This is a genomic window from Variovorax sp. V213 (assembly GCF_041154455.1).
Lineage (GTDB): Bacteria > Pseudomonadota > Gammaproteobacteria > Burkholderiales > Burkholderiaceae_C > Variovorax.
This window is the reverse complement of sequence record NZ_AP028664.1, coordinates 1,706,949-1,732,068: the sequence shown is the minus strand read 5'-3', so window position 1 is coordinate 1,732,068 and position 25,120 is coordinate 1,706,949. Positions and strand designations below refer to the sequence as shown.

At 67.3% G+C, this 25,120-nt stretch carries 24 protein-coding genes; 7 read left to right on the top strand and 17 right to left on the bottom strand.

The annotated features are described in order from the left end of the window. Positions 1 to 203: 203 nt before the first annotated feature. From ACAM55_RS08350 to ACAM55_RS08330, 5 genes are read right to left on the bottom strand one after another with little or no spacing between them, the layout of a single operon-like run. Positions 204 to 1,397 (bottom strand): MFS transporter, encoded by a 1,194-nt coding sequence (locus ACAM55_RS08350; protein ID WP_369655566.1) that lies wholly within the window; start codon positions 1,395 to 1,397, stop codon positions 204 to 206. Next, the gene (gene aroC / locus ACAM55_RS08345) at positions 1,397 to 2,512 is read right to left on the bottom strand and encodes a chorismate synthase (protein WP_369655565.1); all 1,116 of its coding nucleotides are present in this window, start codon (positions 2,510 to 2,512) and stop codon (positions 1,397 to 1,399) included. Before aroC ends, ACAM55_RS08350 begins: the two co-directional genes overlap by 1 nt. 32 nt (positions 2,513 to 2,544) lie before the next feature. After that, complete coding sequence (locus tag ACAM55_RS08340) at positions 2,545 to 2,730, bottom strand: hypothetical protein (protein ID WP_369655564.1); 186 nt, start codon at positions 2,728 to 2,730, stop codon at positions 2,545 to 2,547. Then, entirely contained in the window at positions 2,727 to 2,960 is a 234-nt protein-coding gene (locus tag ACAM55_RS08335) for an SRPBCC domain-containing protein (RefSeq protein WP_369655563.1), read from the bottom strand. The genes ACAM55_RS08340 and ACAM55_RS08335 overlap by 4 nt, the downstream gene beginning before the upstream one ends. Continuing rightward, positions 2,849 to 3,295, bottom strand: a complete 447-nt coding sequence (locus ACAM55_RS08330; RefSeq protein ID WP_369655562.1) for an ArsR/SmtB family transcription factor — start codon at positions 3,293 to 3,295, stop codon at positions 2,849 to 2,851. The genes ACAM55_RS08335 and ACAM55_RS08330 overlap by 112 nt, the downstream gene beginning before the upstream one ends. 91 nt (positions 3,296 to 3,386) lie before the next feature. On the opposite strand from ACAM55_RS08330, the gene ACAM55_RS08325 reads away from it, so the two are divergent. The 4 genes from ACAM55_RS08325 (at position 3,387) to ACAM55_RS08310 (ending at position 6,256) form a co-directional block, all read left to right on the top strand. Further along, on the top strand, positions 3,387 to 3,809 hold the full coding sequence (locus ACAM55_RS08325) for a cupin domain-containing protein (RefSeq protein WP_369655561.1): 423 nt from the start codon (positions 3,387 to 3,389) through the stop codon (positions 3,807 to 3,809). A 91-nt stretch (positions 3,810 to 3,900) separates the two neighbouring features. Next, the gene (locus ACAM55_RS08320; RefSeq protein WP_369655560.1) at positions 3,901 to 4,830 is read left to right on the top strand and encodes a DUF2167 domain-containing protein; all 930 of its coding nucleotides are present in this window, start codon (positions 3,901 to 3,903) and stop codon (positions 4,828 to 4,830) included. 22 nt (positions 4,831 to 4,852) lie between these two features. Further along, positions 4,853 to 5,584, top strand: a complete 732-nt coding sequence (locus ACAM55_RS08315; protein ID WP_369655559.1) for a site-2 protease family protein — start codon at positions 4,853 to 4,855, stop codon at positions 5,582 to 5,584. A gap of 87 nt (positions 5,585 to 5,671) precedes the next feature. Further along, positions 5,672 to 6,256 carry a GbsR/MarR family transcriptional regulator gene (locus ACAM55_RS08310; RefSeq protein ID WP_369655558.1) on the top strand — a complete coding sequence of 195 codons (585 nt, stop codon included), beginning with the start codon at positions 5,672 to 5,674 and terminating at the stop codon, positions 6,254 to 6,256. A gap of 18 nt (positions 6,257 to 6,274) precedes the next feature. Here the strand turns inward: ACAM55_RS08310 and cydX are convergent, their stop codons facing one another. The 12 genes from cydX to ACAM55_RS08250 form a co-directional block, all read right to left on the bottom strand. Further along, positions 6,275 to 6,424, bottom strand: a complete 150-nt coding sequence (cydX, locus tag ACAM55_RS08305) for a cytochrome bd-I oxidase subunit CydX (protein ID WP_369655557.1) — start codon at positions 6,422 to 6,424, stop codon at positions 6,275 to 6,277. A 14-nt stretch (positions 6,425 to 6,438) separates the two neighbouring features. Next, a complete protein-coding gene (gene cydB, locus ACAM55_RS08300) occupies positions 6,439 to 7,593 on the bottom strand; it encodes a cytochrome d ubiquinol oxidase subunit II (protein WP_369655556.1) in 1,155 nt (384 codons plus the stop codon). Further along, positions 7,590 to 9,194: a cytochrome ubiquinol oxidase subunit I gene (locus ACAM55_RS08295; protein ID WP_369655555.1), complete on the bottom strand. Its 1,605-nt coding sequence runs from the start codon at positions 9,192 to 9,194 to the stop codon at positions 7,590 to 7,592. The genes cydB and ACAM55_RS08295 overlap by 4 nt, the downstream gene beginning before the upstream one ends. Before the next feature lie 38 nt (positions 9,195 to 9,232). Beyond that, positions 9,233 to 10,972, bottom strand: coding sequence for an amino acid ABC transporter ATP-binding/permease protein (locus tag ACAM55_RS08290; protein WP_369655554.1), 1,740 nt, complete (start codon positions 10,970 to 10,972; stop codon positions 9,233 to 9,235). After that, positions 10,969 to 12,675 (bottom strand): thiol reductant ABC exporter subunit CydD, encoded by a 1,707-nt coding sequence (cydD, locus tag ACAM55_RS08285; RefSeq protein ID WP_369655553.1) that lies wholly within the window; start codon positions 12,673 to 12,675, stop codon positions 10,969 to 10,971. The genes ACAM55_RS08290 and cydD overlap by 4 nt, the downstream gene beginning before the upstream one ends. Positions 12,676 to 12,835: 160 nt before the next feature. After that, positions 12,836 to 13,996: an acyltransferase family protein gene (locus ACAM55_RS08280; protein WP_369655552.1), complete on the bottom strand. Its 1,161-nt coding sequence runs from the start codon at positions 13,994 to 13,996 to the stop codon at positions 12,836 to 12,838. Next, positions 13,993 to 14,955, bottom strand: a complete 963-nt coding sequence (locus ACAM55_RS08275; RefSeq protein WP_369655551.1) for an NAD(P)H-dependent flavin oxidoreductase — start codon at positions 14,953 to 14,955, stop codon at positions 13,993 to 13,995. The genes ACAM55_RS08280 and ACAM55_RS08275 overlap by 4 nt, the downstream gene beginning before the upstream one ends. 82 nt (positions 14,956 to 15,037) lie before the next feature. Next, on the bottom strand, positions 15,038 to 16,828 hold the full coding sequence (locus ACAM55_RS08270; RefSeq protein ID WP_369655550.1) for an acyl-CoA dehydrogenase: 1,791 nt from the start codon (positions 16,826 to 16,828) through the stop codon (positions 15,038 to 15,040). Between the two features lie 89 nt (positions 16,829 to 16,917). Beyond that, positions 16,918 to 17,850, bottom strand: coding sequence for an electron transfer flavoprotein subunit alpha/FixB family protein (locus ACAM55_RS08265; RefSeq protein ID WP_369655549.1), 933 nt, complete (start codon positions 17,848 to 17,850; stop codon positions 16,918 to 16,920). Between the two features lie 13 nt (positions 17,851 to 17,863). Next, a complete protein-coding gene (locus ACAM55_RS08260; RefSeq protein ID WP_369655548.1) occupies positions 17,864 to 18,613 on the bottom strand; it encodes an electron transfer flavoprotein subunit beta/FixA family protein in 750 nt (249 codons plus the stop codon). Positions 18,614 to 18,751: 138 nt separating this feature from the next. Further along, positions 18,752 to 20,026 carry a mechanosensitive ion channel family protein gene (locus ACAM55_RS08255; protein ID WP_369655547.1) on the bottom strand — a complete coding sequence of 425 codons (1,275 nt, stop codon included), beginning with the start codon at positions 20,024 to 20,026 and terminating at the stop codon, positions 18,752 to 18,754. A gap of 39 nt (positions 20,027 to 20,065) precedes the next feature. Continuing rightward, positions 20,066 to 21,019, bottom strand: a complete 954-nt coding sequence (locus ACAM55_RS08250) for a histone deacetylase family protein (RefSeq protein WP_369655546.1) — start codon at positions 21,017 to 21,019, stop codon at positions 20,066 to 20,068. 86 nt (positions 21,020 to 21,105) lie between these two features. Between ACAM55_RS08250 and ACAM55_RS08245 the strand changes: the two genes are divergently transcribed. Genes ACAM55_RS08245 through ACAM55_RS08235 form a run of 3 tightly spaced genes read left to right on the top strand, consistent with a single transcriptional unit; the run spans position 21,106 to position 25,085 of the window. Next, the gene (locus tag ACAM55_RS08245; protein ID WP_369655545.1) at positions 21,106 to 22,026 is read left to right on the top strand and encodes an AAA family ATPase; all 921 of its coding nucleotides are present in this window, start codon (positions 21,106 to 21,108) and stop codon (positions 22,024 to 22,026) included. 37 nt (positions 22,027 to 22,063) lie between these two features. Then, positions 22,064 to 23,035 carry a DUF58 domain-containing protein gene (locus tag ACAM55_RS08240; RefSeq protein WP_369655544.1) on the top strand — a complete coding sequence of 324 codons (972 nt, stop codon included), beginning with the start codon at positions 22,064 to 22,066 and terminating at the stop codon, positions 23,033 to 23,035. A gap of 31 nt (positions 23,036 to 23,066) precedes the next feature. Then, entirely contained in the window at positions 23,067 to 25,085 is a 2,019-nt protein-coding gene (locus ACAM55_RS08235; protein ID WP_369655543.1) for a transglutaminaseTgpA domain-containing protein, read from the top strand. Positions 25,086 to 25,120: the final 35 nt, after the last annotated feature.

Here is a 25,120-nt window from a genome sequence, read left to right as displayed (position 1 = left end):
CAAGGAATTAATCTTTGAGGGAGGATGTGCAAAACTTCCGACCGGCCGTCCAATGCCACGGGCCGTGCGAGATGCGCCGAACCCTGCCTCTGCAATACGGCAAACAATTCATGTAAGAAGAAATAGCGCGTGAGCGCGAAGATCCAGATCGCGGAATTCTTTTGAAATTCAGAATTCGGAAGACGGGCGGCTTACGGCGCTCTTCAAACCACACCTGGCCGTGTCGGCCGCTCCAGCCTCACCACCCGCCACGCACACAGGCTGCCCACCGCCGCCAGCAAGGCCGCCAGCGCGAACATGGTCCGGTAGCCGAATTCCTGCGCAACCGCACCGCCGAGCAGCACGCCCAGCACGCCGCCAAATCCGTAGCCAATCACCGTGAAGAGCGCCTGCCCGCGCCCGCGCAGCCGGCCGGGGAAGCGGCGCGACACCACGGCGATGCAGGTGGTGTGGTGCGCCGCGAAGCTCAGCGCATGCAGCCCCTGTGCCACGACCAGCGCCGCGATCCAGCCGCCCAGCCCCGCGGTCAGGCCCAGCCGTGCCACGGCGGCAATGCCGCACACCAGCATCCAGCGCGGCATCGGCAAAAGGCCGATGAGCCGGCCTTGCAGAAAGAACCAGACGATCTCGGCCACCACCGACAACGCCCAGAGCAGGCCGATGACGCTTTTGCCGTAGCCGAGCGAATCGAGGTAAAGCGAGAAGAATGCGTAGACCGAGAAATGCGACATCACCTGGAAGAACAGCGATGCAAAGAACCACCGCACGGCCGGAATGCGCAGCACCGGCCCGATGGGCTCCTTGACCGCATCGTGCGCTGCCACAGGCTCGCGGATGTCGGGCAGCTTCATCGTCGCGATCAGCACGACGGCCAGCGTGCCGGCCGCCCAGGCCGGAAAGTGCTTCATGCCGAAGCGCTCGAACCACTCGCCCGCAAAGAACACTGTCACCAGGAAGCCGGCCGAGCCGCACAGCCGGATGCGTCCGTAGCGCCCCCAGTCGCCCGCCACCAGCTGCGCCATGGCGGCCTCGGTGAGCGACATCATCGAGCTGGTGTGGGTGAACATCACCAGCAGCACCAGCGCCAGCCACCAGGCGCCGCCGTGCCACCAGAGCCCGAAGGAGCTGGCCAGCGCCACCGCCGCACTGAAGCGCAGCAGCTTCACGCGCTGGCCCGTGTGATCGCTGAGCGCGCCCCAGGCATAGGGCGCGAATACCCGCGTGATCGACTGCACCGACGCCAGCAGGCTGATCGTGAAGATCGGCAGCCCCAGGTCCTTGAGCCACAGCGGCAGGTAGGGGTTGAAGAAGCCGATGTGCGCGAAATAGCTGGCCGACAGACCAGCGAACGCCAGCAGGTGGCCGCGCCCGGCGGCCACTGGTGGCGGGACCGACACTAGAGGAAAGACGCCTGCGGGGACGCGGCTTCGATCTTGTCGGCTTGCTGCGCCTGCACATCGCCGCACTGTGCGCGGTTGCGCAGCGCATGCTCCATGACCACCAGCGCAAGCATGGCCTCGGCAATGGGTGTCGCACGAATGCCGACGCACGGGTCGTGGCGGCCCTTGGTCACCACTTCGACGGGATTGTTGTGAATGTCGATGGACTGGCGCGGGCTGATGATCGAGCTGGTGGGCTTGATCGCGATGCTCACTTCCAGGTCTTGCCCCGAGCTGATGCCGCCGAGGATGCCGCCCGCATTGTTGGTGGCGAAGCCCGTGGGCGTGATCGAGTCGCCGTGCGTGGTGCCGCGCTGGGTGATGCTGTCGAAGCCGGCGCCGATCTCGACCGCCTTCACTGCGTTGATGCCCATCATCGCGTAGGCGATCTCGGCGTCGAGCTTGTCGAACAGCGGCTCGCCCAAACCGATGGGCACGTGGGTGGCCGTCACGCGAATGCGCGCGCCGCAGGAGTCGCCGGCCTTGCGCAGGCGGTCCATGTAGGCCTCGAGCTCGCTCACGTCGGCCACGGGCGCAAAGAAGGGGTTGTTGGGCACATGGTCCCAGCTCTCGAACGGAATGGCGATCTCGCCGATCTGCGTCATGCAGCCGCGAAACACCATGCCGTATTTCTCGGCCAGCCATTTCTTGGCGACCGCGCCGGCCGCCACCATGGGCGCCGTGAGCCGTGCCGAAGAACGCCCGCCGCCGCGCGGATCGCGAATGCCGTATTTCTTCCAGTAGGTGAAATCGGCATGGCCGGGGCGAAACTGCTGGGCGATCTGCCCGTAGTCCTTGCTGCGCTGGTCGGTGTTCTGGATCAGCAGCGCAATCGGGGTGCCGGTGGTCTTGCCTTCATAGACGCCGGAAAGAATCTGCACCGCGTCGGGTTCGTTGCGCTGGGTGACGTGGCGGCTGGTGCCGGGGCGCCGGCGGTCGAGGTCGCCCTGGATGTCGGCTTCGCTCAGTTCCATGCCCGGCGGGCAGCCGTCGATCACGCAGCCGATAGCCGGGCCGTGCGACTCGCCGAAATTGGTGACTGCGAAGAGAGTTCCGAATGTGTTGCCGCTCATGGCGGGGATTATCCCCACAAAGCGGCGGCCACTCACTCAGTCGTGTTTTCCATGCGCCGGGTGAGCGTGCCCAGTTGCAGTTCGATGGAGAAGAGCCGCTCGTTCAGCACGGCGGTCTGCAGCCGTATGGCCTCGATGATGGCCTTGGTCTGCGGGTCCGTGGTGTTTTCGGACAGTTCCGCCAGGTCATGCAGCTTCTTGCGAAGTTCGTTGCTCATGGGAGGCTCCGTTCATCGTCTCGTCGTGGAGCCTGCAGTATGGGTCTTCGCCAGCGCAGAGGCAATGCGGGCAAGCCGGCCACGCGCCCGGCGATCTCCTCGGGGCCGAACCAGGCTTTCAGCGCTTGCGGGTCGGTCCACGCGCGCCAGACTTTTTCGGCGGCGACGGGGTAGTGCCTGCGGAGGGTGAGCGAGGGTCGCTCTTTGGCGGGTGCGACAGGTTTTGCCATTCGGTCTCCTCTTGGTGAGAGAGATAGCGCGCCAGCGCATCGAGGCGCCCGGTCCAGAATTTCTCGTACCGCGACAACCACACAGCCGCCTCTTGCATGGGCCGCGGCGAGAGCTCGCAGCGCACGATCCGGCCCTCTTTCGTGCGCGAGATGAGACCGGCATCCTCGAGCACCCGCAGGTGCTTCATGAAACCGGTCAGCGACATGCCATGCGGCTCGGCGAGCTCGGTCACGCTGAGGCTGCGCTCGCCCAGCGTTTCGAGCACGGTGCGGCGCGTCGGATCCGAAAGCGCGGCGAAGACCGCATCCAGGGTGGCAGCGTCTGAGTGAACCATATGGTTGAGTATCTCGCAGCCAGCCCCTTTTGGGAACGCTTTATGCGTACCGCACCGCAGCATCTCATCCAAACCTGCGAAGGAGCGCCCCATGCTGGACCGAACCACCACCCAGTTCTCCCACGTCAAACCCGGCGACACCGAGTACGTCTCGGGCGGCCTGCGCGATTTCTTTCTCTACCGCGACCTGGGCATTGCAGAGGCCACCAACGGCAAGGTCATCGCGCACCTCGTCAAGGCCAACATGGCACCGGAAACGGGCACCGGCTGGCACCGCCACGAGGCCGACTTCCAGATCGTGATCATGCTCAAGGGCTGGGCCCGTTTCATGTATGAAGACAAGGAAACCCTGGTCGAAGCCGGCGACGTGGTGCACCAGCGGCCCGGCATCCGCCATTTCCTGTTCGATTACTCGCCCGACATGGAATACCTGGAGATCGTCTCGCCGGCCGACTTCAAGAGCATCGACGTCGAGCCGGTGTGCGAAATTCCGCCGCCCACGCCCTGGCCCTGAACGCGGCCCTCACACGCCGTTTTGGCGCCGCCCTGGCGCCGATACACTCCTCGCGTCTCACAAAAACCGACAACAACCGAGGAGAGAGAACTTGCGTATTCATACCCCTGCGGCCCGCCTGACGGCCGGCCTGCTGTTCGCGTGCGCGCTTGCGGCCGCCAACATCGGCAACGCCGCGGCGTCCGCCACTTCCACGGCTCCCCCCACCTCCACCGCCAACGCTCTGGAGGCCGAGCAGGAGGCGGCCTTCAAGGCCGCGAAGGCCGTGCAGAAGGCCGGCCCCGCCGACATCGCCCTGCGCGACCAGGCCCACCTGCACCTGCCGGCCGGCTACGTCTGGGTGCCGACGCCCGCGGCTGCGCAGCTCATGCGCAGCATGGGCAACCGGACCGATGACACCTTCATCGGAGTGATCTTCCCGTCTGACGACGCCGACTGGATGGCGGTCGTCAAGTTCGTGAAAGAGGGCTACATCAAGGACGACGACGCGAAGGACTGGAACGCCGACGACCTGCTCAAGAGCCTCAAGGAAGGCACCGAGGCCGCGAACGAGGAACGCGCCAAGCGCGGCATTGCCAGCATCGAGGTCACGGGCTGGGCGCAGAAGCCGCAGTACGAAGCCTCGACGCACCGCCTGGTCTGGTCGGCCCTCTCGAAGAACAAGGGCAGCACCGGCGAGAACCAGGGCGTCAACTACAACACCTACGCGCTGGGCCGCGATGGCTACATGAGCCTGAACCTCATCACCAATGCGAAGGACCTCGAGACGTACAAGCCCGACGCCGCCAAGCTGCTCGGCGCGCTGCAGTATGACGACGGCAAGAAGTACGCAGACTTCAATTCGTCCACCGACAAGGTCGCAGCCTACGGCCTGGCCGCGCTGGTGGCGGGCGTTGCCGTGAAGAAGCTGGGCTTCTTCGCGCTCGCCCTGGCCTTCCTGGCCAAGTTCGCGAAAATCGCGGTCGTGGCGGGCGGTGCGGCGCTCTGGGGCATCGCCAAGCTCTTCAAGAAGAAGGCCTGAAGAGCGACAGGAGACAGGCACCATGGTGAAGCTGCTGCTGGTTCTGCTGAGCGCGGGCAAGCTCGGCAAGCTGCTGCTGTCGGGCGGCACGATGCTGCTCTCGGTGGTGGCCTATGCCTTCGTCTTCGGCTGGCGCTATGCGGCGGGTTTCGTGGCGCTCATCTTCATCCACGAGATGGGGCACTACCTTGCGGCGAAGCAGCGCGGCCTCCATGTCGGCCTGCCCACCTTCATTCCCTTCGTCGGCGCATGGATCGAGCTCAAGGACCAACCGCACGACGTGGAGACCGAGGCCTGGGTCGGCTTCGGCGGTCCGCTGCTCGGCAGCCTCGCGGCATTGGCCTGCTACTTCGTGGCGCGCGAATCGGACAGCCGGCTGCTGCTGGCGCTGGCCTATGCGGGCTTCTTCATCAACCTCTTCAACCTGATCCCGCTCTCGCCCTTCGACGGCGGGCGGATCACCGCGGTGCTCACGCCGCGCGTCTGGCTCTTGGGCGTGCCGGTACTCGCGGGCCTGTTCTTCTGGCGCCCGAGCCCGATGCTGATCCTGGTGGCGTTGCTCGCCGCGCCGCAGGTGATGCGGGCCTGGAAGTACGACCCGAAGGACCCGGCCAACCAGCAGTACTACGCCGTGTCCACCGAAACGCGGGTGACCTACAGCGTGTACTACATCGGCCTGCTGGCATTCCTGGCGGTGATGGCGCACGACACGCACGAGATGCTGGGCGCGGCGCGCAGCCTGTCCGGCAGCTGAGCGCCCGCGCCCACCTGGCCGGATCGCGGTTGGAGTGAGTTTTCAGAAGCTACCGAAACTCCAGCAAACTCGCGCGACAATCCGCGAATGGCCACCGCACCCGACCTGCCCCCGCTCAACCGCCAGTTCGTCGCCCACTTTGGCGAGATGGGCAGCAAGTGGGGCATCAACCGCACCGTCGGGCAGATCTACGCGCTCATTTTCCTGTCGGAGCGCGCGCTCAACGCCGACGAGATTGCCGAGCTGCTGGAGTTCTCGCGCTCCAACGTGAGCATGGGCTTGAAGGAGCTGCAGGCCTGGCGGCTGGTGCACCTGCGCCACCACCCCGGCGACCGGCGCGAATATTTCGAGGCGCCGGCGGACGTATGGGAAATCTTTCGCGTGTTGGCCGAGGAGCGCCGCCGCCGCGAGATCGAGCCCACGCTCTCCATGCTGCGCAATGCCCTGCTCGAGTCGCCCACGAGCGACGCGGAGCGCCATGCGCAGCAACGCATGCGCGAGATGCACGAGCTGATCGACCGGCTGATGAAATGGTTCGACGACGTCCAGCGGCTCGCGCCCGAAACCGCCATGCAGCTGATGGGCATGGGCGCCACCGTGACCAAGGTGCTGGGCCTCAAGGACCGCATCACCGGCAGCGCTCCCAAAAAGAAGAAGCCGGCTGCCGGCTGAGACCGCACCGAGGCGGCATCAAAGCCGCTCCTGCCCCTGCGACGCTTCGGGCATGGCGAGCTTTTCCTTGCGGATGGCGTCGTCATCCATGAGCTCGTACCACATGGCGTTGAGCACGGCGAAGGCGGCCGCCAGCGGCAGGCCGAGAATCCAGGCGAAGTACCACATCTCTTTTCGTCCTTTCAGTACGCGTGCCCGCTCTCTTCGCGGATGGCTTTTTCGTCGACCTTGCCCCACAGCACGTAGTACACCCAACTGGTATAGGCCACGATGATGGGAATGAAGAAGGCCGTGACCACCAGCATGATGAAGAGCGTGAGGTGGCTCGACGACGCGTCCCACACCGTGAGGCTGGCGCGCGGGTCGATCGACGACGGCAGGATGAACGGGAACATCGATGCGCCCACGCTCAGGATGATGCCGGCAATGCCGAGCGCGGCCGCCAGCAGCGCGAGCACCGGTCGGCGCAGCAGCAGGCCCGCCAGCGCAACCAGCAAGCCGACGAACCCCGTCACCGGCGCGGCCATGGTCCAGGGATGGGCCGCATAGTTGGCAAGCCATGCGCCCGCATGCAGCTCGACGGTCTTCAAGAGCGGATTCGACGGTCCCACCATCTGGACCGCGCTGGTGATGCGGTACCCGCCGATGGCCGAAGCCATCCACACGCCTGCCAGCGCATACAGCACGACAGCCGCCACGGCGGCAATGCTGCCGCAGCGGCGCGCGCGCTCGGCCACCGGGCCCGCGGTCTTGAGCTGCAGCCACGCCGCGCCGTGCACGACCATCATCGCGACCGACACCAGCCCGCACAGCAGCGCGAACGGATTGAGCAGCGCGAAGAAGCTGCCGTCGTAGTGAATGTGCATGTCGGTCGCGAAGCGGAACGGCACCCCCTGCAGCACGTTGCCCACGGCGACGCCAAAGATCAGCGCCGGCACCAGGCCGCTGAAGAAAAGCACCCCGTCCCAGCGCGCGCGCCAGGCCGGGGACTCGCGCTTGCTGCGGAACTTGAAGGCCACGGGCCGCAGGATGAGCGCCGTGAGAATGACGAACATCGCCAGGTAGAAGCCCGAGAACGACACCGCGTACAGCTGCGGCCAGGCCGCGAAGATGGCGCCGCCGCCAAGGATCAGCCACACCTGGTTGCCCTCCCACACCGGGCCCACGCTGTTGATGACCACGCGCCGCTCGAGGTCGGTGCGTGCGGCGAACGGCAGCAGGATGCCGCTTCCCAGGTCGAACCCGTCGGTGACCGCAAAGCCGACCAGCAGCACGCCGATCAGCGCCCACCAGATGATTCGAAGCGTGTCGTAGTCGATGAGTTGATGCAGGATCATGAAGAGCTCCCTGAAGCCGGAATGGCGCGAACTGGCGGAACATGCGAGCGGGTTTCGCCGACATCGGGCGCATGCTCGGCCTCCGGCCCCTTGCGTATCACCTTGAACAACAGCTTCATCTCGATGATGAAGAGCGCGGTGTAGATGGCGATGAATCCGCCGAGCGTGAGGAGCAGCGTCTTCACGCCCAGGTTCGACACGGCCACCGCCGTCGGCAGCACGCCTTCGATCACCCAGGGCTGGCGGCCGAACTCCGCCACCAGCCAGCCGGACTCGATGGCGATCCACGGCAGCGGTATGGCGAACACCGCGGCCTTCAGCAGCCAGCGGTGGCGGTCGAGCCGGCGCCGCGCCGAAAGCACGAAGAAGGTGGCCGTCAGCAGGATCAGCAGCATGCCGATGCCCACCATGATCCGGAACAGCCAGAAGAGCGGCGCCACCTGCGGCACGGTGTCCCATGCGGCCTTGGTGATCTGCTCGGGCGTGGCGTTGCGGGGGTCGTCCACATAGCGCTTGAGCAGCAGTGCATAGCCCATGTCGGCGCCGCTGTTCTCGAAGGTGTCGCGCACGCCCTGCGTCACGGTCTGCGTGCTGCCGGCGGCCCGGATCTGCTGCAGCGCGTCGTAGGCCTTGATACCTTCGCGGATGCGCACCTCGGCGCGCTTTACGAGCTCGTCGATGCCCGGGATCACGGTATCGAGCGAGCGCGTGCCGATCAGGCCCATCACCGCTGGAATATGGATCGCGTAGTGCGTCTCGCGCGCTTCCTGGTCAGGAAAACCGAAGGCGGTGAAGGCCGCGGGCGCGGGATGCGTCTCCCACATGGCCTCGATGGCGGCGAGCTTCATCTTCTGGTGTTCGGTGGAAAGGTAGCCGCTCTCGTCGCCCAGCACCACCACCGACAGCGACGCCGCCAGGCCGAACGAGGCCGCGACCGTCATCGAGCGCTTGGCCAGTTCCAGGTGGCGCCCCTTCAGCACATACCAGGCCGACACGCCGAGCACGAACACCGCCGCGCACACATAGCCCGCCGACACGGTATGCACGAACTTGGCCTGCGCCACCGGGTTGGTCAGCACCGCGAAGAAGTCGGTCACCTCCATGCGCATGGTCTGCGGATTGAAGGCCGCGCCCACGGGGTTCTGCATCCAGCCGTTGGCAATGAGAATCCACAGCGCCGAGAAGTTGGAGCCGATGGCCACGGCCCAGGTGGCGATCAGGTGGCCTACCTTGGAAAGCTTGTCCCAGCCGAAGAAGAACAGGCCCACGAAGGTGGCTTCCATGAAGAAAGCCATCAGCCCCTCGATGGCCAGCGGCGCGCCGAAGATGTCGCCGACGTAATGGCTGTAGTAGCTCCAGTTCATGCCGAACTGGAACTCCATGACCACGCCGGTGGCCACCCCCATCGCAAAGTTGATGCCGAACAGCACGCCCCAGAACTTGGTCATGTCGCGCCATATCACGCGGCCCGTCATGACGTAGACGGTTTCCATGATCGCGAGAATGATCGACAGGCCGAGCGTCAGCGGCACGAACAGGAAGTGGTAGAGCGCCGTGACGGCGAACTGCAGGCGCGATAGCGCGACGATGTCGAGGTCCATGGGTGCTTCCTTTGTGTTCCCTGTTTCTGTCGTTGGCTTCAGTCGGGCCGCAATGCGTTCAGCGCGGCATCGAAGGCGGAGCTGCCGCGCCGCAGCTCGGCAACGATGCGCCCCTGCCGCATGCACACCAGGCGGTCGGCGAGCGCGGCTTCGCGCCGCAGGTGCGTGGCGATCAGCAGCGTGCGCGGGCCGGCCTGCGCGCACAGGCGCCGAAGCACGTCGTGCGCAATGGCGGCATCCAGCGCCTCCGTGGGCTCGTCGAGCAGCCAGAGCGGCACCGGGCGCAGCAGCAGGCGCGCCAGCGCGAGCCGGCGCGACTGCCCACCCGAGAGGCCCAGGCCCCCTTCACCCAGCGCGGTATCGAGGCCGGCGGGGAAAAAAGAACGCACGTCGCTGGCAAGGCCGGCGGATTGCAATGCGTTCCAGAGACGGGTGTCGTCCGCGGTCGGATCGGCGAGCCGGAGGTTGTCGCGCAGGCTGTCCTGAAAAAGTTCGGTGCGCTGGGTCAGAAGGCATGAAGGCTGTGCGTACGCAATGCCCGTCTGCGGCACGATCTCTCCGGCAATCACCGAGAGCAGTGTCGACTTGCCCGCGCCGCTCGCGCCGATCAGCGCCACCCGCTCGCCCGGGGCCATGTCAAGCGAGACATCGTTGAGCGCGGGGACACCGCTGCCGGAGTGCGCCGCGCTCAGGTTGGCCAGGCTCACCGCGCAGGAATGCACTCGGGATTCGACCGCGACGCCCGGCTGCACCTCGTCCGGCGCCATGCGCGGCCCGAGGCGCCGGACCCCGAGCCAGGTGCGGCCGGCGTCGAGCGCACCGCGCCGCAGGGCCGCGAAAGGCTCCGTTGCCGTCAGGGCCACGAGCAGCCCCAGCACCGCGGCAGGTGCGCCGATGGCGCCCTCGCCCATGAGCGTGCCCACCGCCAGCAGCACACCCACCAGGGTCAGCGTGCCGGCCACTCCGTAGGCAGCGCCGGCCGAAGTCTCGAGCCTGTTCAGCGCGAGGTCGGCCTTGGCAAGATGCGCATCGGCGTTCATCAACGCTTCGCGCTGGGCGTCGGCACGCCCCGCCATCACCAGATCGGTCTGGCCTGCGACGAGGTCGACAGTGCGGGCCCGGAGCGCCTCGATGGCATGTGCGCGGCGCAGGGCCGGGCGCCGGGCGCGCCGCGCGATGAACAGCGCCATGCCCCAGCCGACGGCCACCAGCCACAGCAGCAACGCAAGCCCCACGCCGACGTGCATGAGCCCGAGCACCGCGCCCGCGAGCAGCGCCGCGCCCAATGCCGCCGCGGCGGGCACGAGCAACCGCAGATAGAGCGACTCCAGCGCGTCGAGGTCGCAGGTCAGCCGGAACAACAGCCGCGACGGCCGCATCATCAGTTCGCGCGCCGCGCCGGCGCGCGCCCAGCCGCGGAACAGGCGCACGCGCAATGCCGCCAGCACACCGAAAGTTGCATCGTGCGTGACCAGTCGCTCGCCGTAGCGCGATGCGGTGCGTCCCAGCGCGAGCAGCCGGATGCCGGCCGAGGGCATGAACACGTCGAAGGTAAAGGCGGTGGCCGCATGCAGGCCGGCCAGCGCCGTCGCGGTGATGAACCAGCCCGACAGGCCGAGCAAGGCCATGCCTGCCAGCACGGTGACCGCCGCCAGCAGTCCACCCCACAACAGCGCGCGAGGCTGCGTTGCAACGAAGGGCCGCAGCACCAGCCGGAGATCGCGCCAGTCGCTCCGGCTGCGGTGCCGAGCGCCTTCGGGCGGCCGGACGGTGCTCATGCGGCACGCTCCAAGGCTTCGGCGGCCGGTTCGGCGGCGAGACAGATGGAGCGGTTCATGCGCGCCGCCAGGACCGGATCGTGCGTGGCGACGACGAGGGTCTTTCCGTGGGCCAGGCCCAGCAGCGCATTCACCACGTGCCTGGCGGTTTCAGTGTCGAGGTGGGCGGTGGGCTCGTCCACCAGCAGCAGGTCGGCATGCGGATGGACCGCGATGCGCGCCAGCGCCAGCCGCACCGCCTCCCCGCCCGACAAGCCGATGCCGCCCTCGCCCAGCGCCACCTCCGGGTGCGCCTGCGCCACTGTCTCGAGGGAGGCGAAATGCATCGCGGCCGCAACTTGCGGGCGATCCACGCCTGCGCGCCCGAGTGCGACGTTGAACTCGACCGAGCCCGCAAACACGTGCGGCTTCTGTCCCATCCAGCCCATGCGCCGGCGCAGCGCACCCACGGTGCGATCGGACAGCGGCACGCCGCCAATGGAAATTTCGCCGCGCGTGGCCGGCAGCAGCCCCGCCATCAGCGACAGCAGCGCCGTCTTGCCCGTGCCGCTCGCGCCCGTGAGCGCCACGTGCTCGCCGGCCGCAATGCGCAGATCGCAGCCATCGAAGACTTGGCGCTGCTCGCCCGGCCATGCGAAATGCAGGTCGCGGATCACGATGGCAGGCGCGGAGCCTGCGCGAAGCACCCCCGTCGCAGAGCTGGCGACCGGGGCATCCGCTCCAGGCAGCGGCAATGCGCGGGCGCGCAGCGCGTCGAGCGCCTGCAGCGCCGCCTCGCCGGCCGCGCGATCGTGCCAGACCGCCGAGAGTTCGCGCAGCGGCTCGAAGAACGCCGGTGCAAGCAGCAGGATGAACAGGCCTTCTCCCAGGCTCAACTGACGTCCCCAGGCACCGAAACCCAAGGCGCCCAGCAGATGGAAGCCGACGTAGGCCGCCACCATGGCAACGCCCAGCGCCGAGAAAAGCTCCAGCACCGCCGACGAGAGAAAGGCGATACGCAGTACTGCCATGGTCCGCTCCCGCAGCGACTGCGTGGCCTCGCCCAGTCGCTGCGCGGTGGCATCCACCGCACAGAGCGCACGCAGCGTGGCGAGCCCGCGCAGGCGGTCGAGCAGGAAGGCGTTCATGCCGCCCATTTCGACCATCTGCGCCTGGCTCGCCGCCTTGGCGCGCCAGCCGACGATGGCCATGAAAAGCGGAATGAGCGGGGCGGCGGCCAGCAGCACGAGCGCGGCAACCCAGGAAAAGCCGGCAACCACCCCCAGGATGACGACCGGGACCACCATTGCACGCCAGCGTGCGGGCCGGTAGCGCACGAGATAAGGCACCAGCGCTTCCGCCTGTTCGGCGAGCACGCTGGCCGCGCGCCCGGACGCGGCACGTTCGCGGTCCAGCGGCGAACCGGCCGCCAGCGCGAAAGCGGTTTGCGCGCGCAGCGCCGAGAGCTGCGCCCTGGCGCGCCCGAAGATGCGCCGTGCGCCCCATGCCTCGCCAACAGCCCGCAGCACGCCGAGCAGCAGGATGCCGCAAGCCGGCCACTGCACCGCCGAAACCCCCTGCCCCGATGCCAGCCCCTGAACGCCCATGGCCAGCAGCGCCGCCTGCGGAAGCCACGTGAGGGCCGCCACGCCCTGCACGAGGCTCGCGGCATCCAGCAGCGAAAAAACCTGCAGCGGCTGCCGTGGCGAAGGATGTTCGATCATTCCTTGATATTTTGTATTTTCAGTATTTACTGAATATTCGCGATCATATCAAAGGCGAATAACCAGCGAAGCAACCGGAGCGTGACCGCTCCGGCGCCCTCTTGCAACCATTTCAGTGAAAACGGCCACCCCCGCGCTGCCTGCGGCAGGGGCTTTCAGGTCAGGACGAGACCAGCACCCCGCTGACCAGCAGCGCCGCGAACAATGCAGCGACCGCGCGCCACGACGCCGGTCGCACCTCGACCCAGCGGTACAGCAGCAGCGCGGCCGCCACCGAAAGCCCGAAGGTGGCCGCCATGCCCAGCGCATCGATCCAGGCCGCATGCGGGCCCACCTGGCCAACCGCGGCATTCGTGGCCAGGAGCACCGGAAAGTGAATCAAGAACAGCGAGTACGAAATGCGGCCCAGGCGCTGCAGGGGCATGGCCGCGCCTGGCCAGCGCGCCATCGACAGCCAGTCTTGCCGCTGCGCGATCGCGATCAGCAACGCGCTCACGAGCGCCGTGGCAATGCGGCTGCGCCAGTCGATGGCCAGTGCGCCCGCGCCGGCCAGCGCCAGCAGCACGATGGCGCTGTGCCAGGTGCTGGCACGCGTGGCGCGCCCGATCCAGAAGACCAGCATGCCGAGGCCATAGGCGCCGAAGAAATAGAACGCCGTGCTGTCCAGGTCGGCGTAGCGGTTGAAAACCGCCAGCGAGGCCATGGCCACCCCCAGCACCAGCGCGATGGGAATCCAGCGTTCGCGCGAGGCCGGTGCGGCCGCTCGCCGCCGCAGCATGGCGGGCAGCCCCATGAGCGTCAATGCCAGCACGAACAGCTGGAAGTCGATGGCCACGTACCAGACGCCGGTGGACAGCGACTCGTACCCCAGCAGGTCCTGCATCAGCAATCCGTGCGCGAGCAACTGGCCGATGCTGGGCGATGCCGGCACGTCGTCGCCACTCATCCACGGACGCACGAGCGCAGCCACCAGCACGCACACCGTGAGCGCGGCCAGGTACGGCATCACCAGGCGCCCATAGCGCTGCAGGATGCGCGCCAGGGGACGGTCGACGCGCAGCACGCCGTCGGGCGCGAGGCTGGCCGCCGCGAGAAAGCCCGCGATCACCAGGAAGACCTGCACCGCAAGCCGGCCGTCATCGGCCAGCCAGCCCAGGAAGTCCGGCGCCAGGGGAAAGGCGCCCACCGGCATCGAGCCGTAGCGCGACAGGTGGTGCCCGACGATGACCGCGCAGGCGATCCCTTTCGCGATGTCGAGCAGCGGCATGCGCCCGCGCTGCGCGAGCTCTGCGGAAGGCGCCAGGTTGGGCGCTCCGTTCAAAGTGCGAGCCGCTGCCTTGCTTCCAGGTATTCGCGCTTGAGCTTTTCGATGAACGCGGCCGCGCTGGCCACTTCGGTCACGGCGCCGATGCCCTGGCCCGAGCCCCAGATGTCTTTCCAGGCCTTGGCCTTGCTGCCTTCGCCGCCGCCGAAGTTCATGGTCTTGACGTCGCCTTCGGGGAGGTTGGCCGGGTCCATGCCGGCCTTGACGATGCTGGGCGCCAGGTAGTTGCCGTGCACGCCGGTGAAGAGGCTGGAATACACGATGTCGTCGGAGGTGCCGTCGACGATGGCCTGCTTGTAGTCGTCGCTCGCGCGTGCTTCCTCGGTGGCGATGAAGGCGGTGCCGATGTAGGCGAAGTCGGCGCCCATGGCCTGCGCCGCGAGCACCGCGCCGCCGGTGGCAATGGAACCCGACAGCGCGATAGGGCCGTCGAACCACTGGCGGATTTCCTGCACCAGCGCGAATGGGCTCTTCGTGCCTGCATGGCCGCCGGCACCGGCCGCCACGGCAATGATGCCGTCGGCGCCCTTCTCGATCGCCTTCTGCGCGAACTTGTTGTTGATGATGTCATGCAGCGTGACGCCGCCGTAGCTGTGCACCGCGTCGTTCACGTCGGTGCGCGCGCCGAGCGAGGTGATGACGATCGGCACCTTGTACTTCACGACCATTTCCATGTCGTGTTCGAGGCGGTCATTGCTCTTGTGCACGATCTGGTTGATGGCGAACGGCGCGGCGGGTTTGTCCGGATTGGCCTTGTTGTAGGCCGCGAGTTCCTCGGTGATTTCCGCCAGCCAGTCTTCGAGTTGCGCTGCGGGCCGCGCATTGAGTGCCGGCATCGATCCGACCACGCCCGCCTTGCATTGGGCGATCACGAGCTTCGGGTTGCTGATGATGAACAGCGGCGAACCGATGATCGGCAGCGGCAGGTTGGCGAGCACGGGGGGCAGCTTGGACATGTCGTCTCCGGGATAAGGTTTCGGTTTTATATAAGAGGAAGGCCGCATCGCCCGTCAGGTGGGCGACACGGCAGGCCGTAGGTCAGAACGCGTCGAGCGCCAGGGCCGTGACACTCTCGGCGCCGTCGACGATGCTGTCGCGGATGCCCGGCACCTTGTTGAGGATGTGCTCGGCGTAGAAGCGTGCCGTGGCCACCTTGGCCTGCATGAAATCGACATCGACGCTGTGGGATGCAAGGTCTTGTGCAATGACCAGCGAGCGCGCGAGCTGCCAGCCGGCCACCAGGTTGCCCGCGAGCATCAGGTAGGGCACGCTGCCCGCGAACACCGCATTCGGCGATGCCTTGGTCTGGCCCGCGACGAAATCGACGACGTCGACGAATGCTTCGCGTGCGGCCTTCAGGCGTTTGAGGACGGCTGCGGCGGCCGCGCTGTCGCTCTTGGCAAGCTCGGCCTCGGTCTTCTCGATCTGCGCGGCAATGGCCTTCGCGGTCTGGCCGCCGTCGCGCGCCGTCTTGCGGCCCACGAGGTCGTTGGCCTGGATGGCGGTGGTGCCTTCGTAGATCGTGAGGATTTTGGCGTCGCGGTAATACTGCGCCGCGCCCGTCTCCTCGATGAAGCCCATGCCGCCGTGCACCTGCACGCCGAGCGAGGTCACTTCCAGGCTCATCTCGGTGCTGTAGCCCTTGACCAGCGGCACCATGAATTCATAAAAGGCCTGGTTCTGCTTGCGCGCGTCGGCATCGGGGTGGTGGTGCGCAGCGTCGTAGGCTGCGGCGGCCACCGCAGCCATGGCGCGGCAGCCTTCGGTATAGGCGCGCATCGTCATCAGCATGCGCTTCACGTCGGGGTGGTGAATGATGGGGGCGCTGGCGTTGATGGAGCCATCGACCGGGCGGCTCTGCACCCGGTCTTTCGCGTACGCCACGGCATGTTGATAAGCGCGCTCGGCGATCGCGATGCCCTGCATCCCCACGGCGTAGCGGGCCGAGTTCATCATGATGAACATGTACTCGAGGCCGCGGTTCTCCTGGCCAACGAGATAGCCGACGGCACCGCCGTGGTCGCCGTACTGCAGCACCGCAGTGGGCGAGGCCTTGATGCCCATCTTGTGCTCGATGCTCACGCAATGCACGTCGTTGCGCGCGCCCAGCGCGCCGTCCTTGCCGACGATGAACTTCGGCACCACGAACAGGCTGATGCCCTTCACGCCTTCGGGCGCGCCGGTGACGCGGGCCAGCACCAGGTGCACGATGTTCTCGGCCATGTCGTGCTCACCATAGGTGATGAAGATCTTGGTGCCGAACACCTTGTAGGTGCCGTCAGGCTGCGGCTCGGCGCGGCTGCGCACCATGGCCAGGTCGCTGCCGGCCTGCGGCTCGGTGAGGTTCATGGTGCCGGTCCACTGGCCGCTCACCAGCTTTTCGAGGTACACCGCCTTGAGCTCGTCGGAGCCGGCCGTGAGCAGCGCCTCGATGGCGCCGTCGCTCAGGAGCGGGCACAGCGCGAAGCTCATGTTGGCCGAGTTGAGCATCTCGCCGCAGGCCGCGCCGATGGTCTTGGGCAGGCCCTGGCCGCCGAAGTCCGCCGGATGCTGCAGGCCCTGCCAGCCACCCGACACGTACTGCGCAAAGGCTTCCTTGAAGCCGGGCGTGGTCGCCACTTCGCCATCCTTGAACGACGACGGGTTGCGGTCACCCGCCACGTTCAGCGGCGCGACCACGTCCTGGTTGAAGCGCGCGCATTCCTCGAGCACCGCCTGCGCGGTTTCGAGGCCGGCATCCTCGAAGCCGGGCAGCTTGGCGATCTCGCCGATGTTGGCCAGGTGTTCGATGTCGAACAGCATGTCCTTGAGGGGGGCGGTGTAGCTCATGGTCTTGTCTCCAGATACTGCGGATACGAAAAGGGCATCGCGAACGATGCCCTCTGGCTCAATCAGGGCCTGTCAACCCTGCGACGCGGTCAGAGCGCCTTGACGAGTTCCGGCACCGCCGTGAACAGGTCGGCCACCAGCCCGTAGTCGGCCACCGAGAAGATCGGCGCTTCCTCGTCCTTGTTGATCGCCACGATCACCTTGGAATCCTTCATGCCGGCCAGATGCTGGATGGCCCCGGAGATGCCGCAGGCGATGTACAGCTGCGGCGCGACGATCTTGCCGGTCTGGCCCACCTGCCAGTCGTTGGGGGCGTAGCCCGCGTCCACCGCCGCGCGGCTGGCGCCCAGGCCGGCGTTGAGCTTGTCGGCCAGCGGCGTCATCACTTCGGTGAACTTCTCGGCGCTGCCCAACGCCCGGCCGCCCGAGACGATGATCTTGGCGGCGGTGAGCTCGGGGCGGTCGCTCTTGGTGACCTCGCGGCCCACGAAGCTGGACTTGCCGCTGTCGGCCACGCCTTCGGCCGTTTCGACCGCGGCGCTGCCACCGGTGGCGGCCGCGGCGTCGAAGCCGGTGGTGCGCACGGTGATCACCTTGATCGGGTCTGCGCTCTGCACGGTGGCAATGGCGTTGCCGGCGTAGATCGGGCGCTCGAAGGTGTCGGGGCTTTCGACTTTGGTGATGTCGGAGATCTGCGCCACGTCCAGCTTGGCGGCCACGCGGGGTGCCACGTTCTTGCCGTTGGCGGTCGAGGGGAACAGGATGTGGCTGTAGTTGGCAGCAATCGCCAGCACCTGGGCGGCGACGTTCTCGGCCAGGTTCTCGGCCAGGCTCGGGCTGTCGGCCACGATGACCTTGGCCACGCCGGCGATCTGGGCGGCGGCCTTGCCGGCTTCGGCGGCATTGGCACCGGCGACGAGCACGTGCACGTCGCCGCCGCAGGCCAGGGCCGCGGTCACGGTGTTGAGGGTCGCGGGCTTGACGGTCGCGTGGTCGTGTTCGGCAATAACTAGTGCGGTCATGTCGTTGTCTTCCTCAGATCACTTTGGCTTCGTTCTTGAGCTTGTCCACCAGGGTGGCGACGTCGGGCACCTTGATGCCGGCGCCGCGCTTGGGCGGCTCGCTGACCTTGAGGGTCTTCAGGCGGGGCTTGACGTCCACGCCCAGGTCTTCGGGCTTGAAGACGTCGAGCGTCTTCTTCTTGGCCTTCATGATGTTGGGCAGGGTGACGTAGCGCGGCTCGTTCAGGCGCAGGTCGGTGGTGATGACGGCCGGCAGGCTCAGCTGGATGGTTTCCAGGCCGCCGTCGACTTCGCGCGTCACGGTGGCCTTGCCGCCCTCCACTTCGACCTTGGAGGCGAAGGTGGCTTGCGGCAGGTCGGTCAGGGCGGCGAGCATCTGGCCCGTCTGGTTGGCGTCGTCGTCGATGGCCTGCTTGCCCAGGATCACGAGCTGGGGCTGTTCCTTGTCGACCAGGGCCTTGAGCAGCTTGGCCACGGCCAGGGGCTGCAGCTCTTCGGTGGTCTCGACCAGGATGCCGCGGTCGGCGCCGATGGCCATGGCGGTGCGCAGGGTTTCCTGGCACTTGGCATCGCCGCAAGAAACTGCGATCACCTCGGTGACCACGCCCTTTTCTTTCAGGCGAACCGCTTCTTCCACGGCGATCTCGTCGAACGGGTTCATGCTCATCTTGACGTTGGCAATGTCCACCCCGGTGCCGTCGCTCTTCACGCGCACCTTGACGTTGTAATCGACGACCCGTTTGACAGGCACTAGAACCTTCATTGACTTGACTCCATTGGGATTGCAAAAAGGGGGCTTCGAGGGCAACCGGTCATTTTAGAGTCCGACCTCTGCCGGCTCTGCATTCGTATCGGCATGTACCGCGGGGCAACAAAAAAGAACGGTCGTGCTTTTTCGAGATTATACGGCAGCGCCGGGTGGGCCGGAAACACCCGGCGGCAGGGACTCCACGCGCAGCACGCGCTGGGGATACGGAATGTCCACGCCCGCGCTGCGCAGGCCTTCGAGGATGGCGATGTTGATGGCCGAGCGCACGTTGTCCTTGCCCTTGTCGGGGTCCGCGACCCAGAAGTTCAGAACGAACTCGAGTCCATCGGGCGCAAAGTTGGCGAGAAAGGTCACCGGCTCGGGGTCGGTCATGACGCGCGGCTGCGATTTCGCGGCCCCGCACAGGATGGACTGGACCTGCGCCACGTCGCTGTCGTAGCCCACCACGACGCTGGTCGTGATGTTGAACTTGCGGTCCGCCATCGAGAGGTTCTCGACGCGGCTGGTAATGAGCGATTCGTTCGGCACGATGGCCTCGCGGCCGTTGCCCGCACGGATGAGCGTGTAGCGGGTCTTGATGTCGGTGATGCGGCCCTCGAAGGTGTCGACCTTGACGTTGTCGCCAATGCGGATGGAACGTTCGAGCAGTATCACGAAGCCGCTCACGTAGTTGGCCGCCAGCTTCTGCAGCCCGAAACCCAGGCCCACGCCAAGCGCGCCGCCCAGAACCGAGAGCGCGGTGAGGTCGACCCCCACCGCCGCAAACAGCAGCCCGACCAGCAGCAGGACGGCGCGCACCGCGTTCGAGGCGACCTTGCGCATCGAAAGATCGGTCACGGCCTCGAGCAGGATGCGCTTCTCGATGGTGGCGGCAATCCACAGCGCGATCACCAGCACCAGCCCGGCCGATAGCGCGCCCTGGACGATGGTTTGCAGGCTGACGCGCGTCTTGCCGAACGACAGGGTGATGTTGTCGAGTTCGGCCAGCACCGGCGGCAGCAACCCGACGATCCAGAGAATGGCGGCAATCCAGGCCAGCCAGGAGATCGTGCGCTCCAGCAGCCGCACCAGGTTGGAGGTGGGAAACACCGCCCTCATCACGCGCGCGAACAGGCGGATGACCAGCAGCGACAGGAAAACCGACACCGCGATGCGCAGCACCAGCACCGGCTGGAAACCGTTCACCGCGCGGCGGGCGAGCTCGGTGAAAACCAGCGCCAGCAGCGGGAACAGCACGCCGTCGAAGGTGCGCTCGCCGAACCAGATCGAATCCTTGGGCTGGTCGCGCCCGAACCAGCGGCTCGCCACCCAGGCCAGGGCCACGCAAGCCACCAGCGCGGCCAACTCGATGCCCAGGCCGCGCGCGTCGACCTGGCCCAGGCGTTGTGTGAAATCGTTGAAGTTCATCTCTTGGGAAAACATGGCGCCGTGTTCGCGCCTGCGGCTCTACAGATCGGCAAGGACGCGGATGTGCGCTTCGACGCTGCGGGCCAGCGCATCGAGGTTGTAGCCGCCCTCGAGCATCGAGACGATGCGGCCGCGCGCATGGCGCCTGGCAACGTCCTGTATGCGGCTGGTGATCCAGGCAAAGTCGTTCTCGGTGAGGCCGAGCTGGCCCAGGTCGTCCTCGCGGTGGGCGTCGAAACCGGCGCTCACGAAGATCATCTCCGGCGCGAACTCCTCAAGCCGGGGCATCCACATGGCCTCGATCAGCTCGCGCACGTCCATGCCCCGGGTGTAGGCCGGGATCGGCAGGTTCAGCATGTTCGAAGCCGGGTGCTCGGTGCCGCTGTACGGATAGAACGGATGCTGGAAGAAACCCACCATCAGCACGCGCGGATCGCCCGAAAGAATGTTTTCGGTGCCGTTGCCATGATGCACGTCGAAATCGACAATGGCCACGCGCTCCAGGCCATGCACCTCGAGCGCATGCCGCGCCGCGATGGCCACGTTGTTGAGAAAGCAAAAGCCCATGGCCTGCTCTCGGCAGGCATGGTGCCCGGGCGGCCGCACCGAGCAGAACGCGTTCTCGATCTCGCCCGCCATGACCGCATCGGTGGCGGCAATGGCGGCGCCGGCGGCGCGGCGCGCGGCCAGCAGCGTGAATCGAGTCAGGATGGTGTCGGGGTCGAGCTGCGCATGGGTGGGGCCGCCAGCCGGCTCGTCGGCCACCAGGCGCTGGTGAAGCTCTTCGAGGTATTCGAGGTGCGCCTCGCTGTGCGCCCGCGTGATCTGCGAAAGTGTGGCCAGCGGCACGTCCCGGTGTTCGAGGGCATCGCCCACGCCGGTGAGCAGCAGCCTGTCTTCGATGGCATCCAGCCGCTCGGGACATTCGGGGTGGCCCCGTCCCATGTCGTGCTTCCAGCAGTCGCGATGTGTGAAGTACCCGGTCTTGCCCATGTCTTTGCCGTGTCTCTGTCGTATCTAGACCTCACACAGCATGGGGCCGGGCGGTCTTACGGTATCGTTTGCATATGGATACAAATATGGACGTCGCTGCGAAGCTTGCCACTTTGCTGAGTCAGCTTAACACGGTGATCGTGGGCAAGGAGCCCCAGGTGCGCGACTGCGTGGCATGCCTGCTCGCGGGCGGGCACCTCTTGATCGAGGATGTGCCCGGGGTCGGCAAAACCACCCTCGCCCATGCGCTGTCGCACACTTTCGGCCTCCAGTTCTCGCGCGTGCAGTTCACGGCCGACCTGATGCCGGGCGACCTGTCGGGCGTGGCGATCTACGACCGCGGCCAGCAGGCCTTCGTATTCCACCCCGGCCCGATCTTCGCGCAGGTGCTGCTGGCGGACGAGATCAACCGCGCCAGCCCCAAGACGCAGAGCGCGCTGCTCGAGGCGATGGAAGAGAAGCAGGTCACCATCGAGGGCGAAACGCGGCCGCTGCCCACGCCCTTCTTCGTGATTGCCACCCAGAACCCGCAGGACCAGCTCGGCACCTTTGCCCTGCCGGAGTCGCAGCTCGACCGGTTCCTCATGCGCATCTCGCTGGGCTACCCCGACCGCGCCGCGGAGCGCGAACTGCTCGCGGGCGCCGACCGCCGCGAAATGCTGGCCACCCTGCCCGCCATGCTGACCGCGGGCGAACTGACGGCGTTGCAGCAGCGCGTGCAGCAGGTGCATGCCGCCGAACCGCTGCTGAACTACGTGCAGGACCTGATCGCCGCCACGCGTTCCGGCCGGTGGTTTTTGCAGGGTCTCTCGCCGCGGGCCGGCATTGCCGTGCTGCGCGCCGCCAAGGCGCAGGCGCTGCTGGCCAACCGCAGCTACGTCGCGCCCGACGACGTGCAGTCGATATTGCCGCAGACCATTGCGCACCGTCTCACCCCCGTGGGCGATGCGGGCCGGGGCGCCGTGGAGCAGGTGCGCGCGATGATCGCGGACGTGCCGTTGCCGTAAAGATGAACCAGCCCGTGAACCAGTCCCTTTGCCTCCGATGATCGCGTCGCTACGCTCGCGCATCGACGGCTGGTTTCTGTCGCGCCGGCCGCCTTCGGACACGCTGGAGCTCACGCAGCGCAACGTCTACATCGTGCCCACGCGCGCTGGCTGGCTGCTGGGCGCCACCCTGCTGGTGCTCCTGATCGCATCGATCAACTACCAGCTCAACCTCGGCTATCTGCTGACCTTCCTGCTCGCGGGCAGCGTGGCCGTGGGCATGCATGTGTGCCACGCCACGCTGCGCGGCCTGGCCATGCACCTGACGCCGCCCGAGCCGCATTACGCAGGCGCCGCCGCCGTCTTTCGCGTGGTGCTGCACAACACGCGGCGCAGCGTGCGCTACGGCATCGGCATGGCGGTGCGCGGCAGCGGCCAATGGGCCTGGACCGACGTGCCGGCCGAAGGCAGCGCAACCGTCGAGATCGCCTTCCAGCCCGAAAGGCGCGGGCTCCACCCGGTGCCGCCGCTCACGGCCGAAACCCGTTTTCCGCTCGGAACCTTCCGCGTCTGGACGGTGTGGCGGCCCGCCGCGCAGATGCTGGTCTATCCAACGCCCGAGGCGCATCCGCCGCCGCTGCCGCCCGGCGAGCCCCTGTCGGGCCCGGCGGCCACGTCGGCCGCGCTGCGCGCCCAGGCCGCTGGGGAATACGACGGCCTGCGGGCCTATCGCCGCGGCGACCCGCTCAAGCTCGTGGTCTGGAAAAAAGCGGCCCGCGCGCAAGCCACCGGGTCGGAAGACCTGGTGAGCCGTGACACGCAGCAGACCCAGCGCGAGGAGTTGTGGCTCGACGCGCAGGCAGCCAACGTCGCCGACACCGAGGCACGTCTTTCGAGGCTCTGCGCCTGGGTGCTGATGGCGGACCGGCTGGGCGTGGACTACGGTATCCGCGTGGCCGCACGGGTGGTGCAGCCGTCGCAGGGCGAGGCGCACCGCAGAGCCTGCCTGGAAGCGCTGGCCTTATGTTGAACGCCCGCTTTTTCCGCCCGGAGCACCGCGCATGAACAAGTTCATGCGCGAGATCTCGGCGCTGCCAAGGGACGCCAGGGACACCCTCTTCCTGCTGATCGTCATCGCGCTCATCGTGCTTCCACAGGCCGAGAACCTGCCCTGGTGGTGTACCGCCATCACCGCGATGGTCCTGGTGTACCGCGGCACGCTGGCCATCGAGGCCCGTCCGCTGCCGGGCAAGTGGGCACGCGTGGGCCTGCTGGTCCTGACGTTGGCCGCCACCTACGCCACGCACCGTACGCTGCTGGGCCGCGACGCCGGCGTCACACTGGTCGTGATCCTGCTGGCCCTCAAGACGCTGGAGCTGCGCGCCCGCAGGGACGCCTTCGTGCTGTTCTTCCTGGGCTTCTTCGCGATGCTCACGAACTTCTTCTATTCGCAATCGCTGATGACCGCGGTCACCATGCTGCTTGCGCTGCTGGGCCTGCTCACCGCGCTGGTCAATGCGCACATGCCGGTGGGCAAGCCGCCGCTGATGCTGGCGGCGCGCACCGCCAGCTGGATGGCTTTGCTGGGCGCGCCGATCATGCTCGCGCTGTTCCTGCTGTTCCCGCGCTTCGCGCCGCTGTGGGGCACGCCCGCGGACGCCATGGCGGGCCGCACCGGCTTGTCGAACACCATGCGCGTGGGCACCATCGCCAAACTGGCGCTGGACGACCGCATTGCGGCGCGCATCAAGTTCGAGAACGACCGCGTGCCGCCGCAGAGCCAGCTTTATTTCCGCGGCCCGGTGCTCGCGCAGTTCGACGGGCGCGAGTGGACGGCGCTGCCGAGCTGGTCGCGCGGCGCGCCGACATCAGCCAACCTGCGCACCAGCGGCCAGCCGGTGCGCTACGAGATCACGCTCGAGCCCAGCCATCGGCCCTGGCTGCTCACGCTCGATGCGGCGCAAAGTGCACCCGAGGTACCTGGGTTCGAAGTGCTGGGCACGCCGGACCTGCAGTGGCTCGCGAACCGCCCCATCTCCGACCTGGTGCGCTACCGCGCCGAAAGCCATACGCAGTTTGCGAGCGGCCCGACACGGCAGACGGCCGCGCTGCGCCCGTACCTTGCGCTGCCGCCCGGATCGAACCCGCGCACCGCCGCGCTTGCCACGGAGATGCGCGCCCAGCCCGGTCTGGCCAATGCCGATACGCAGGCCTTCGTTCGCGCGGCGTTGCAGCGGCTGCGCACCGGCGGCTACACCTACACGCTGGAGCCGGGTTTCTACGGCAACGACACGGCCGACGAGTTCTGGTTCGACCGCAAGGAAGGCTTCTGCGAGCACATCGCCTCGGCCTTCGTGGTGCTGATGCGCGGGCTGGGCGTTCCGGCGCGCATCGTGACCGGCTACCAGGGCGGCGAACTCAACAGCGTCGACAACTACTGGGTGCTGCGCCAGAGCGATGCGCACGCCTGGGCCGAGGTCTGGCAGGAAGGCGTGGGCTGGATGCGCGTCGATCCCACCGGCGCGGTGTCGCCGGGGCGCGTCGGCCAGTTTCAGCGGCTCGTGCCGCAGCCGGGCCTCTTTGCCGGCGCCATCGGCGCGATGAGCCCGACGCTGGCGCAAAACGTGCGCGCCGCGTGGGAAGCCGTGAACAACAGCTGGAACCAGTGGGTACTCAACTACACCCAGAGCCGCCAACTCAACCTGCTCAAGAGCATCGGCTTCGAAGCGCCGAGCCTCGAAGACCTCGCCTATGTGCTGCTCTACCTGCTGGTGGGCGCAAGCCTGGCCGGCGCGGGATGGGCCTTGTGGGAACGCAGCCAGCACGACCCGTGGCTGCGACTGCTGGCCCAGGCACGCACGCGCCTCGCCAAGGCCGGCCTGAAGGTGCCGGAAACAGCACCGCCGCGCCAGATGGCCGCGCAGGCCGAAGCACGCTTCGGCCCCGCCGCCCAGGCGGTGCGCGACTGGCTGCTGAAGCTCGAAGCCCAGCGCTACGCCGAGGCCTCGCCCGCTTCGCTGGCGGCCCTGCGCAGCGAGTTCCGCCGGCTGAACTGGCCCGCGCCGAACCCCAGGCGCTGAAACCGCATGTGTCCCGCGGCGGTCGGCTTGCGGGC